The 12860-nt window shown below is 44.6% G+C and carries 10 protein-coding genes; 2 read left to right on the forward strand and 8 right to left on the reverse strand.

Annotated features, from left to right (window positions below; translation table 11 throughout):
* Nucleotides 1-259: 259 nt before the first annotated feature.
* The 3 genes from KDW99_RS06885 to KDW99_RS06895 are packed head-to-tail and all read right to left on the reverse strand — an operon-like array spanning nucleotide 260 to nucleotide 4365.
* Nucleotides 260-910: an RluA family pseudouridine synthase gene (locus KDW99_RS06885; protein ID WP_255828556.1), complete on the reverse strand. Its 651-nt coding sequence runs from the start codon at nucleotides 908-910 to the stop codon at nucleotides 260-262.
* 6 nt (nucleotides 911-916) lie between these two features.
* On the reverse strand, nucleotides 917-3745 hold the full coding sequence (gene rapA, locus KDW99_RS06890) for an RNA polymerase-associated protein RapA (protein ID WP_255828557.1): 2829 nt from the start codon (nucleotides 3743-3745) through the stop codon (nucleotides 917-919).
* Between the two features lie 2 nt (nucleotides 3746-3747).
* Nucleotides 3748-4365 carry a YigZ family protein gene (locus KDW99_RS06895; protein ID WP_255828558.1) on the reverse strand — a complete coding sequence of 206 codons (618 nt, stop codon included), beginning with the start codon at nucleotides 4363-4365 and terminating at the stop codon, nucleotides 3748-3750.
* Nucleotides 4366-4560: 195 nt separating this feature from the next.
* Between KDW99_RS06895 and KDW99_RS06900 the strand changes: the two genes are divergently transcribed.
* A complete protein-coding gene (locus KDW99_RS06900; protein WP_255828559.1) occupies nucleotides 4561-5874 on the forward strand; it encodes a DNA recombination protein RmuC in 1314 nt (437 codons plus the stop codon).
* A gap of 10 nt (nucleotides 5875-5884) precedes the next feature.
* On the opposite strand, the gene KDW99_RS06905 is transcribed toward KDW99_RS06900, so the two are convergent.
* From KDW99_RS06905 to KDW99_RS06925, 5 genes are all read right to left on the reverse strand, one after another.
* Nucleotides 5885-7051: a cation diffusion facilitator family transporter gene (locus KDW99_RS06905; protein WP_255828560.1), complete on the reverse strand. Its 1167-nt coding sequence runs from the start codon at nucleotides 7049-7051 to the stop codon at nucleotides 5885-5887.
* Nucleotides 7052-7404: 353 nt separating this feature from the next.
* A complete protein-coding gene (locus tag KDW99_RS06910) occupies nucleotides 7405-8301 on the reverse strand; it encodes a recombination-associated protein RdgC (RefSeq protein ID WP_255828561.1) in 897 nt (298 codons plus the stop codon).
* A 2-nt stretch (nucleotides 8302-8303) separates the two neighbouring features.
* Complete coding sequence (locus tag KDW99_RS06915) at nucleotides 8304-8882, reverse strand: thymidine kinase (RefSeq protein WP_255828562.1); 579 nt, start codon at nucleotides 8880-8882, stop codon at nucleotides 8304-8306.
* A 70-nt stretch (nucleotides 8883-8952) separates the two neighbouring features.
* Nucleotides 8953-9243, reverse strand: a complete 291-nt coding sequence (ybfE, locus tag KDW99_RS06920) for a LexA regulated protein (protein ID WP_255828563.1) — start codon at nucleotides 9241-9243, stop codon at nucleotides 8953-8955.
* Nucleotides 9244-9344: 101 nt separating this feature from the next.
* Nucleotides 9345-11393 (reverse strand): carboxy terminal-processing peptidase, encoded by a 2049-nt coding sequence (locus tag KDW99_RS06925; RefSeq protein ID WP_255828564.1) that lies wholly within the window; start codon nucleotides 11391-11393, stop codon nucleotides 9345-9347.
* Between the two features lie 123 nt (nucleotides 11394-11516).
* Between KDW99_RS06925 and KDW99_RS06930 the strand changes: the two genes are divergently transcribed.
* On the forward strand, nucleotides 11517-12815 hold the full coding sequence (locus KDW99_RS06930; RefSeq protein WP_255828565.1) for a M18 family aminopeptidase: 1299 nt from the start codon (nucleotides 11517-11519) through the stop codon (nucleotides 12813-12815).
* Nucleotides 12816-12860: the final 45 nt, after the last annotated feature.

Below are 12860 nucleotides of genomic sequence, written 5' to 3' on the forward strand. Positions count from 1 at the left end.
CATTGTTTGATGATCTATCTCCCACCGAATAAAACAATCTATGCCTTACGATCTACATCGTCTTGATAAACCTGTATTAAACAAAATGAATGAGACGTTTGGGCGCTAGCAAAAAGTAACCCGCTCAGTAGAGCGGAAGAAAGCTGCAGCTAAGAGTCATTGAGAGGAAGCAAATATACTTTAAAAAACCAAAGAAATAACCCCTCCCTAACCCTCCCCTTGGAAGACATAAGGGGAGGGAATAAAGAAGGTTTTGCAGTTAAAAAGGACAAGCCGCGACGAACGCCACCCAGGCGTTTGTAAAGGGATGCCGAAACTCTAATCGATAAGCATGCAGTAACAACCTAGGGTCGTTCTGAAATGCTGGGTCGTAGAATTCATCACCAATTATTGAGTGCCCGAGGCTTTGCATGTGGACGCGAAGTTGGTGAGAGCGACCAGTAAATGGTACGAGTCGAACACGGGTAGTGTTCGACTCGTAGGCCATTTTTTCCCAGTAGGTAATGGAGTCTTTACTCCATTCGTCTGTACAGATGATTTGTCTGGGTCGGTTTGGCCAGTCACAGCGCAGTGGTTTTCGCACTTCGCCTTTGTCGCCTAAAAGATGACCGCGTAGTAACGCACGATATTCTTTTTTGACTTCTCTCTCACGAAAATGCGCGTACATGCGTTTTTGACATTCGTGAGTTTTCGCCACAAGGATTAGGCCTGAGGTGGCTTCGTCTAAGCGGTGAATAGCAAAGGCTTCGCCAAATAAACATTCTGCTCTATGCAAGATAGAGTCGAGCTTATCTGGGCCGCGACCGGGCACAGATAAGCAATTAGCAGGTTTATTTATGACGGCAAACCATTCATCTTCGTACAGTATCTCTAAGCGAGATAGTTCTAGACTCGGCACGGCATCCTGCACAGGATGTTATTCCGGCTTGGTCGTTAAGATGATGCGAATCGCATCCAAGCGGATTTGATGCTCGTCGATACGCGTCAAACCTTCTTGCATGTTGGTTTCCAGACGTTCTATGTCTTCGTCACGAATGGTGTCGTTGAAGGCTTTCAATTCCACTAAACGTTCGATTTCATTTTGGCAACGGTGTTGGTAAGACGTTTTCGCTGCGTGAACGATCGGGCGCGCTTGGTCTTGAGCATTCAACTGGTGCGCTTGCAGTACTTCAATAAGGTTTTTGCGTAAGGCGGCAACCCATTGTTCCGCGACTCGGTTTGGCACGCCTTTCAGTTTTTCTGCCCATTTATCGGCGGTAAATTGCTGATGGAGGAATTTACCGTTTGAGTCAGACAATTGCCACATTGGTGTCATTGGCAGTGATTGCGTCAATTTCAAACGTGGGTGAGCAGTCGCTTCGATGACGAACATACTTTCCACCAATACCGTGCCTTCTGGCAGTGCCGCGATTGGCAAGATAGCCGAAGTAAGCTTGCCAGAGTCAAAGCCTTGGACTTCATCCATAAGCATGGTGATCAGAGGGTGTTCCCATGTTGCGAACGCCACGTCTTCACGTTGGCTCGCTTGACGGCGATCAAGCATGAGCATTTTGCCTTCTTCTTCGATGCCTGGTAGAGCTTCTAGCATCATGTCGGTAGAAGGGCGCAAGAACCAAGCCGCACGATCAGGTTCATCATTCATGCAGTCTGCATAGATGTTAAAGGCGTGAGTGACTTGCTCAATATAATGGTGCAGTCCTTTTGTCGCTTGGTTGTTAATCTGATCGATTAACGCACGAGCTTGTTCCGGACGGCATGAACTCATTTCTAGCAGGCGATTACGGCCTTCTTCCATTTGCTTTAACAGGGCTTCATGGTAGATGTTGGCTTCTTTAAGAAGATCTGTGTCGTCGTCTTGGCCGTGTAAATAAGCATGCAAGCTGTCACCAAAGGCTTCTTCCACTTTGTCACCAGAACCGGTAGTGCGGCAGAATGCGTTTAGAGCGTGGTGATACCAGTTAAATAGGCGCTCTTGTACGCTTTGTTTGATGTATGGCACATGGATTTGTACGTCATTTAGTTGTCCAAGACGATCAAGACGACCAATGCGCTGTTCAAGTAAATCAGGGTGTTCTGGCAGATCGTACATGACGATGTGATGGCTGAACTGGAAGTTACGGCCTTCACTGCCGATTTCAGAACATACCAAAATTTGCGCACCGTCTTCGTCTGCGAAATAAGCCGCTGCACGATCTCGGTGGATAAGTGGCATTTGTTCATGGAAGTCAGCACTTTGGAAACCAGCGAAAGTCAGTTGGTCGTTGAGCCATTGCGCCATATCTGCACTGTGACAAATGACCAGTACTTTGTCTGCTTGGCATTCTAGAAATTCTTTTAACCAACCCCAGCGTGGGTCTTTTTCCCATAGTCCATCAGCAACGTCAGTTTCTGGTTGCACATGGTGGTTGGCAGACTCGAAGTGTTCATTGTTGTCTAAAGGGTAAGAATGCAAATAACGGTCAGGGAAGCCGCCAACTGCTGCTCGGGTGTTACGGAACATTTCTCGTCCCGTGCCATGACGGTCGATTAGCCAGCTAATGGCTTCTTTTGCGGCTTCAGTTTGCTCTGCACCTGATTTGCTTGTGAGTGCTTGGAACCATTCTTTAGCGCTAACTTCTTTTAGATAAGAACCAAACGCTGTATTCCAATCCAACGGCTCTGGTGCGCTGTCTTCTTGGCTGAATGGTAGCAAAGATTCAGCGAGTTCAGCGGCTTGCTTGAAGGCGTGTTGTTGCGCTTGATAATGCTCGAAATCATGGTAATGATCGGCGTCCAAAAGCTGTAAACGAGAGAAGTGCTCACGTTCGCCAGTTTGTTCTGGTGTTGCACTCAATAGCAATAGAGATTCTGTCTTAGCCGCTAAGCGTGCGACTACTTGATAACCAACACTCGGTGTTTCTGGGTGCCAAGCAAGGTGATGGACTTCGTCGACAATGACCATGTCCCACTCTGCATCAAGCATGTGTTGAGTGGCTTTTGGGTGTTGGCTCGCCCAATCGATTGGTGAGATAACAAATGGTTGTTGCTCAAATGGGTTGTCGTCACCGTCCATGAAGTCTTCGTAAACGGACTCATTGATTAGTGAAAATGGTTGGTGGAAACGGCGTAGCATTTCAATCAACCACTGATGCTGCAGGTTGGTTGGTGTCAAAATCAGAACACGTTTACAGAGACCGTTTAGTAGGCGTTGATGCAAGATCAGACCTGCTTCTAGCGTTTTACCCATCCCTACTTCGTCACACAACAGTGCTCGCGCTTTTGGACGGTTGGCAATGTCATGGGCAAGGTAGATCTGATGAGGCAGAAGTTCCGCTTTCAAGCCCATTAAACCGCGTACTGGCGATGCGGCATTGGCTGCTTGGTGTTCAAGCGTATGACGACGTAGGTCGAACCACATGCGACGAGCGGGCGACAGTGCCAATAAGGAGTCGAGTTCGTTCTTGTCGTTACGTGGGAATTGAATGATGGACTCTTCTAACCAATCATCGTCTTCGCTGATACGGTATTCGATCAGATCGTCAATTTCTTCTACTTCCAAGACGGTGAAGGTTTCATCTTGGAAATGCAGTTGATCGCCGACGGTTAACGTGCGTCGAACAAGACTGGTCTGGTCATTTGAGTATTGACGATCCGCTTCCGCATCTGGGAAATGTAAGGTGAAAGACTTGTTTTGCGTGTCTACTATCATGCCTACGCCGAGATCAGGCTCGTTGCGGCTACTCCATCTTTGTCCAGTTTGGTACATAGTTATGCGTTGTCCGGTTCAATTAAAGTTAAGCTACCTTGGCATAAATCCGTCAATGTGACTTTATGGTCAGGCCAAGTACGTTCTATAACAGCAAGGTCAATAACGATGCTGTCACTGTAAGTTTTGTTGGTTATTTCTATATCGCTCTGCTCTAGCCAATATTCAACCCTTCCCAATAAAGGGTAGGCGATTTTTAGCTGAACGGGGCTGCGTGGATACACATTTTCATATTCTGTTTGCGAAAGCGCTTCTTGCACGGCTTGGCTATAGGCTCTGACTAAGCCGCCAGCACCGAGTTTTACACCACCAAAAAAGCGCGTCACGACGACGGTAGTTTCCCCAAAATCGGAATGCTGTAACACATTTAACATGGGTTTACCTGCCGTGCCTTTCGGCTCGCCATCGTCACTTTGATCCCATAAATGCGCATTATTCGGCACACCTGCGATAAATGCCCAACAATGATGGTTAGCATCAGGATAACGCTGGCGCATTTCTTCGATAAAAGCCTTTGCCGCATCTCGTCCATTGGTACGGCACACGGTAGTGATGAACTGGCTATTTTTTATTTCTAGATCAAAGCGTTGCGTGTGTGTTGGGCTTAGGTAGTAATCCATGTAAACTTATCGAGACCTTAGCATGACTGCTGCGCGCGCCAATACAGTGTTAAAAATAGACTCAAAATGCTCATTTATAATTTATAAACTCCGCTTTTTCGTCTATTTTTGCCTCGTCTTGCCTTTGCTTGTGACGTCATGCAAATGCCTCACTTTGTTAAAAACAGACATTTAAAATAGCGAGTTTAAATTTATATGACAGATTGGCTTTCGCAATCAGTTTGGGTGTTATCGGGCTTTTGTATCGGCGCGATTCTTCTATCTGGTATTGCTGGCGGTATTGTACAGGCTATGCGCCGTCAGTGGCAGCATACACAAGAAAAAATGCAGCTACAAAATGAGGAATTACAGCGTCTTTTGGAGCAATCGAAAGATCAGATTCATTATTTGGAGAAAGAGTCGCTGACTTTGGAGCAACAATTTGCTGCTGCACAAAATGTCTGGCAAGAAAAAGAAGCGTTTTACCGTGAGCAAAAAAAGCAAAACGAAACCGAATTTAAGCAAATGGCTCACGAGATTATGAGTCAGCAGGGGCAACAATTAGCGAAAGAGAATGAACGTCAGTTAGGTTCTTTGCTAACGCCGCTTGGCTCGCAGATCCAAAAGTTTCAGGAAAGCGTAGAAAAGAGTTATCAGGAAGAAGCTCGTGAACGGTTTTCTTTGGTGAAAGAGATTAAAGGATTGCAGTTACTGAATCAGAAAATCAGTGATGATGCGGTGAGCTTAACCCATGCTTTAAAAGGTCAAAACAAGCTGCAAGGTGGTTGGGGGGAAGTGATTCTAGAGCGTATTTTAGAGCGCTCAGGACTAGAAAAGGGCCGTGAATACCAGACTCAAGCCTCTTATCAAACGGAAGAGGGCCGACGTTTGCAGCCAGACGTGGTAATTCATCTTCCTGAAGGTAAGCAGATCATTGTTGATTCTAAAATGGTGCTGATTAGTTATTTGGCTTATATGGAAGCGGAAACTGATGAAGACCGAAATAGAGCGTTAAAGCAGCATTTAGATGCAGTACGACGCCATATGAAAGAGCTAAGCGCCAAGAATTACCATGACCTGCCGGGCGTGACGTCACTGGATTTTGTGTTGTTGTTTATCCCAATTGAGGCGGCGTTTGGTTTGGCGTTACAGGGCGACAATGGGTTGTTCAGCGAAGCCTTTGAGCACAATATTATTATCGTCGGGCCGTCTAACTTGTTGGCAACCTTACGAACGATACAAAATATTTGGCGTAACGAAAAACAGAGTCAAAATGCCATTGAAATCGCTCGTCAGGCCGGTGCAATGTACGACAAGTTTTCAGGCTTTGTGCAAGATATGGATGACATAGGTAGCAAACTGGAAGCGGTGAGCCGTACTCACGATTCAGCCTTGAAGAAGTTAACCGCAGGGCGGGGGAATCTGGTTGCAAGGGCGGAGAAGTTGAAAATGATGGGGGCGAAGACGAGCAAGGCATTGCCAGTGGAGTATCTTAATGACGATACTCTCACGGACGAGCCTAGTAATTAGTCTTCTCTATTTATTCTTGAAAAGCCCAAAGCACGGTGGCTTTGTTGATATAGCTTGTTGTTTGTAGCTCCTGCAAAATTCTTGCTGTCAGTTGCGCTAGGTCGGCACCTTCGGGAGTGTTGGCCGAGTTAGCAATGATTTCTAAATCAAGTTTGTTGTTTAAATAGTGCAGGCGAGAGTTAGGGATATCCACATAGCCTGAATGCTGACGTAGTAAAAAGCCCAAATCTGCCAATATTTGATGGCGTGCTGGTAGTTTTAAGTGTGGCGGCTTTCCAGACTTGTGGGTGAAACTGTCTGTTTGAATCGTTTCATCAGTATCAATGTGTACCATCACATCCTCTACTTGAGAGTGCGCTTGTTTGATGGTGTAAGCCACTAGATCTCCAAGGTAATGTCCTTCACTGACGCTCGCATGGCTTGGTACATGGATATGCATATCTAGGTAAATTTTTCCTGCCATAGAGCGAGCTCGAACATCATGAGGCGCCATAACATGTTTTAGGCTGTTGGCGGTGTCTTTGATTTGCGCAATGAGCTTTGGATCGGGTGCTGTGTCTACCAGTTCCGCAAGGTTTTCCCACACCATACTGATGGCCATTTTGCCGATTAATAGGGCAACGACAATCGATGCGACCATATCTGCCCAGCCATACCCAAAGTAAACACCGACTAGACCAATCAAAACAGCGACAGAAGAAAGGGCGTCGCTGCGGCTGTGCCATGCATTGGCGATCAACATTTTGCTGCCAATTTTGTCGCCAGCTTTTTTGGTGTAATGGAAAATAGCTTCTTTGACAGCGATGGTCGCCACTAAAGCCGCCAGACCGTACCAAGTTAACTGGGCTTGTGATTGTTCTGCGCTGAGGGCTTCATAGCCAATGCCAAAGGCAACAACAATAAGCACCATACCAAGAAAGACGGTTGTTAGGGTTTCAAAACGAAGGTGGCCGTAAGGGTGATTTTCATCTGGTCCTTGACGTGAGTTAGCCGATGCAAAATAGACAAAGACATCGGTAACTAAGTCGGATAATGAGTGAATACCATCTGCTATTAGGGCTTGGGATTGCGAAAAATACCCCGCTACTATTTTGGCTAAACCGAGTAGTGCGTCCCAAAAGGCTCCGACAAGGGTAACCTTTATCGCTATGTCCTGTTCTTGCTTCAGTTTTGTCATGAGGCTTTTTTGACCTGTTGTAGGGTTTGTTAATACGACGTTTGTTTAACGAGACCTTTGCACGACTGCTGTGTTCGCGAATTAGTGCAAAGGGGCCTTAACATCATTCATCTTACTTAATTTATCTTAAGTTTCTATTAACTGTTTGAGATTAAGTAGGAATTAATATTGGAGTTAATTGATATTTTTTTTGTATTTAGCTTCATTAATTGGGACAGATTATGCGTGTTTAAATTGGTGCATTTTGGATCTTTGTAGCAAGAGCGCCATGTAGTCTAGCTTACCCAATGTTCTCCCCAAGCTTATCCACGATATCTGTGGAAAAGGTTGGGGAGCTGAGAAAAGACGGGGTTCTAATTAATTTCAAACCATAAGCAATAAGAACTGAAAAACTCTCTCATGGTTAATGACATTAGGGAGAAGTTGGCGTCCATATCAGAAAGGCCGCCGCCTTGAGAGTCATTAAAAGCCGCTTCTTTTAATGCGTCATCAAATTTAATTTTGCGTAATGTTAGGTCGTCATGAAGTACGAAGCTTAGTTTATCTGTCCAACGTAGGCCTAGGTTTTTCACTGCCATGCCTTGCTGCAAATGACGTGTAACGTCTTCAGATAAAGGCTCTAGAGACTTAAAGCGAATTGTTGCTTTGTCTTCAGACGCGTCTTGGATTTCACATTCGTCACCGGTTTCTAGGCTAGCTGGCACTTCATTTTTTACTAGCCAATCCGTCATCAGTGATGACGGTGAAACCTGTGCTTGCAAAGGCGTCATTGGGAAGCTGCCAAGCGTCGTTTGCAAGTGCTTAAACAACTGTTCTGTCATGCTGGCGTTTGTGCTGTTGAGAACCAGTATTTTGGCTTGCAAATCAATGTATGCCCAGATGTCTGTGCGCTTAGAAAAGGCTTTCGGACGAAGAGTAAAAACCAATTCGTCTTTCATGTCGGATTTTTCTTTACGACCTACTTTGCGACCTTCAATCAATTCGATTTCAGCTACTTTGGCTTCCAGTTCTTCCCGTACCACGGCAGAAGGCAAAACTTTTTCTTCTTTACCTGCACGGAATAGCAAACAACGGTCACTTGCTAAGCTCCATTGTTCGCTGTTACGAATAAGTGGAAGCCAGCCGAAAGAGAACTCTTCTTGAGATCCGCACTCTTTTAATGGGAACTCAGGAATTTTGTCGATGAGTTCATTGGTATCTAGTGATTCGGTATCTTTTAGTTGGAATATCTGGGCGTTCTTGAACCACATAATTAGTCTCTCACGGCTTCTTTAAAGTGTTTTCGGCAGACGGACAAGTAGCGGTCGTTACCGCCTATTTCTACTTGCGCGCCTTCTTTAACAGGGGTTCCTTGTTCATTAAGTCGAATGACCATGGTGGCTTTGCTGCCACAATGACATACGGTTTTCAATTCAATTAACTTATCAGACCAAGCCAGTAAGGCTTGGCTGCCTTCGAACAGCTCTCCTTGAAAATCGGTGCGTATGCCAAAAGCGAGCACAGGAATGTGCTGTTTATCGACAATTTCAGATAACGCATAAACTTGTTCTTTGGTTAAGAATTGCGCTTCATCAATCAATATACAGCTTAATCTTTGCTGATTGATTTCATTTTGAATTAACGCAACAAGGTTGGTGTCGTTATCAAACAAGCAAGCTTCTGCAGATATGCCAATACGAGAAGCGATTTGCCCTGTTTCAAATCGGTCATCTATCGATGCTGTAAGAAGTAAAACCCGCATGCCTCGCTCTTGGTAGTTGTGAGCAGATTGCAGTAAAACGGTGGATTTTCCTGCGTTCATCGCGGAGTAATAAAAATACAGTTTGGCCATATCGAGTCTGTTTTTCTGTTTGCTGTTTAAAATGGCTGGCTAGTATAGCAAATCACTATCGTGAATGACCTTATTTTTTGGATCTTGTGTTTTTGGTTTTATCTAGGCTTTTGTTAATTTGCTGAGTTAGCCATTCAGCACGTTTTAATCCATTCATCTCGCAGAGTTTATCCAATTTGTCGATAAGGTCTTGTTCGATAATGAGCTCTAAGCGTTTTAGTCCTTGGGCTTTTTCTTTTTCTCGCTGCGCTCGTTTATTAATTTTGAGCTGGTCTTTTCGAGTAAGAGGTTGGGTGCGAGGACGGCCAGGGGCTTTGCCAAATAGGTCGATTGTATTCCGGTCGGATGACGCTTTTGCCATGGTGTAATGTTCGTATCAATGGATTAATGATTGAGGTGATGTATAAAAAAGAAGAACGAAAAACAGTAAACTACCGTTTTTCGTTCTTCTTATTTTATTTTCTAGTTTTGCGCTGTTTTGTTCTCAGCTTGTTTTTCGGCCATCTGGTTGGTGGCTATAAAGTCTAATAGAATTTCAGACGCTTCTTTTGCGTAAGTGTCTTCTTCGATAGGCTTTATATCATCAACCGATGTGAGTAGTTCGAGTCCTAGTGCTTTGCGTCGAGTATTTTCACGCTCTAGCTCGCTTTTTTTGTTGTCTTCTCTTTGTTGTATGCGTGTGCTTTCGCTCAAAGAGATGGTTTTATAGGTCTCAGCTTGCTTTTTGAACTCTTCAATTTGTCCATTGATTGCAATGAAATTAGGGTCTTTGGCCATTCTGGCCTCATGGCGTGGTTCTAAAATAGGTAAGTAAGCTGGCATATTCCAATAAATTGGGTAGCGAGTCTCGTGGATTTTATCCCAAGGTAAAGGGTTATCTAGTGCACTTTCTCCGATGGTTTTTTTATCGACCAAAGAAGGGAAGGCGATGTCTGGCATAACGCCTTTATGCTGGGTACTTTCACCAGAGACTCGATAGAATTTAGCCTGAGTCACTTTTAGTTGGCCCTTGTCCATGTCTTGTAATACTTGGACGGTGCCTTTACCAAAAGTTTGATCGCCAAGAATTAAGGCGCGTCCGTAATCTTGTAACGCGCCCGCTACGATTTCAGAAGCGGATGCGCTCATGCGGTTTACTAACACGGCCATTGGGCCGCTGTAAACAATCGCCGGATCAGAGTCGCCTAATGGTGTTACGCGTCCGCTTTGATCGCGAATTTGTACGGTTGGACCAGATGGAATAAACAATCCAGCTAGAGCATTGGCTTCTTGAAGTGAGCCACCACCGTTATTTCTTAAATCAAGAATCAGTGCTGAAATGTCTTCTTTACGAAGTTCTTCTATAAGTTTTTTTGTATCGCGAGTAGAGCTTTTATAGTTTTTGTCGCCAGCTTGGATGGCGGCAAAATCAGAATAAAAAGTTGGTAAGGTAATTACGCCAACTTTGTATTTTTGGCCATCACGCTCCACTTCAACGATTTCTTTTTTAGCCGATTGGTCTTCAAGTTTCACTTTTTTGCGCACAATGCTAATACGTTTGCTTGTCTGAGTGTCGCCTTTGCTAGGGGTTACTTCCAATACTACGGTAGTGTCTCTTTCGCCACGGATCATGTCGACAACATCGTCAAGGCGCATACCAACAACATCGATCATAGGTTTGCCTTCTTGGCCTACTGCAATAATTCGGTCGTTAGGGGCAAGCTCACTTTGAGTAGCGGCCGGGCCGCCAGGCACCAAGCGCACAACTTTTGTATAGTCGTCATCCATTTGCAAAACCGCACCAATGCCTTCTAGAGATAAACTCATATTAATATTAAAGGCTTCTGATGCACGTGGAGCAAAGTAACTGGTATGAGGGTCCAGTGCCGCGGTGATTGAGTTTGCGAAGGTTTGAAATACATCGACTGCGTTGGTTTGATCAACTCGTTTAATTTGATTTTTGTAGCTGCGCTCGAGAGTTGAGATGATTTTTTCTTCGCTTTCACCATTAAGCTTCATGGTCAGCGCGCGATTTTTAAGGCGCTTGCGCCAGTAGTCATCGAGCTCAGCTTCGGTTGTTGCCCATTTTTGGGTGTCTGGGTCTACGTTAAGCGTTTCATCAATTTCATAATTGAAAGCTTTAACCATCTCTGGCAAATGATCTTGCAGGTTTAGAAGTCGTTTTTCTAAGCGTTTAAGGTAAAGGTTGTAAATAGTGTAGGCAACGGTAGTGTCGCCGTCTCTCAATGCGTCGTCAAAGCTATCTCTATATTGCGATAGTTTGTCTATGTCGCTTTGTAGGAAAAAACTTTTGCTCGGGTCTAGGGCATCAATATAGTAATCGAAGGCTTTCTCGGAAATGGCATCATCAATGTGAGGTCTGTTATAATGAATGCCTTCAAGCATCTCAACGAGTTCTTTTGATACTTTGTCGTATTCATGAGGAGGCTGCAGCTCCTGATAAGCAGACGCGGGTGTTGAGGCAAAGGTATAGCCGGTTAAAAGGCAAAGCAAAAGGCGTTTATAGTTCATCCGGTATGGGCTCTCTCTGTCTATTTTATACGTCATTGGTAAAATCATATTAGACACTGGGCTGTAAGGCTAGCCAAAGTGTTAAAAAGTCACTTTTTTAAAGCATTCTGCTTATAGGACATTATGGAATTTTCAAATTTTAACGACTCTTTACTGTCATTTTTGCAATCTTCTCCGACCCCTTTTCATGCCACCGCTAGTATGCGCAGCGCCTTGCTAGCTGAGGGTTTTGCTGAGCTAGTAGAAGAAGATGATTGGGTGATAGAAGAGGGCGGAAAGTATTTTGTCACGCGCAATGAGTCCTCTTTAATCGCTTTTACAATGCCACAGCTTAATGTTAGCCAAAGTGGGTGGCGCATGATAGGAGGTCATACTGACAGCCCTTGTTTGAAATTGAAACCCAATGCGCAAGTTGATCGCTTTGGTTATCATCAGCTGGGTGTTGAAGTATACGGTGGTGTTTTGCTCCACACTTGGTTGGACCGAGATTTATCCATTGCGGGTCGTATCACACTGAAAACACAAGAAGGCGACATTGTGAGCCGTTTGGTGGACTTTAAAGACCCTATTGCCGTGGTGCCTAATTTGGCCATCCATTTGAATCGCCAAGCAAATGAAGGGTTTTCAGTGAACCCTCAAGAAGAAATTTTGCCAATCTTGTGTGGTGCAGAAAATGAGTTTGATCTGCATGAGTTGTTAAAATTTCAACTTAAGAAGCAGTATGCTGATTTGACCATTGATACGGTACTGGATTTTGAGCTGAGTTTGTACGATACACAACCCGCTGCTCTCGTTGGTTTGCACAAAGAGTACATCTGTTCAGCTCGATTAGATAACTTGCTAAGTTGTTTTGTTGGCTTGCGTGCTTTGCTGGATTCCGATCAACAGCGCCCTAGCTTGCTTATCTGTACTGATCATGAAGAGATTGGTAGCTTGTCCGCTTGTGGTGCAAATGGTCCATTTTTAGAAGATGTATTGCATCGTTTAACACCAGACCCAGAGCAATATGTTCAATCAATTCAGCGCTCTATGTTGGTGTCTGCTGATAATGCTCATGCTTTGCACCCTAACTATGCTCATAAGCACGATAAGAACCATGCGCCTTCTATTAATAAAGGTGCGGTTATTAAAGTAAATGCTAATCAACGTTATGCAACCAATAGCGAAACAGCCAGTATTTATCGTGATATTGCATCCGAAGAGAATTACGAAGTTCAGTGTTTTGTTGTGCGAAGTGATATGGCCTGCGGTAGTACGATAGGGCCAATTACGTCTGGCGAAATTGGTGTGCCAACGATTGATATCGGTTTGCCGACTTTTGGTATGCACTCGATTCGTGAATTAGCAGGCAGCCGAGATGCCTTTGGCTTGTATAAAGTTCTAGCTCGTTTCACCAAGCGAGAAAAGTTAATAGCCCGCTAAGTTAATCTGACTATTCGCTGGGAAATAAAAAAGCCGTAAAACAGT

The sequence above is a fragment of the Marinomonas rhizomae genome, from assembly GCF_024397855.1.
Lineage (GTDB): Bacteria > Pseudomonadota > Gammaproteobacteria > Pseudomonadales > Marinomonadaceae > Marinomonas > Marinomonas rhizomae_A.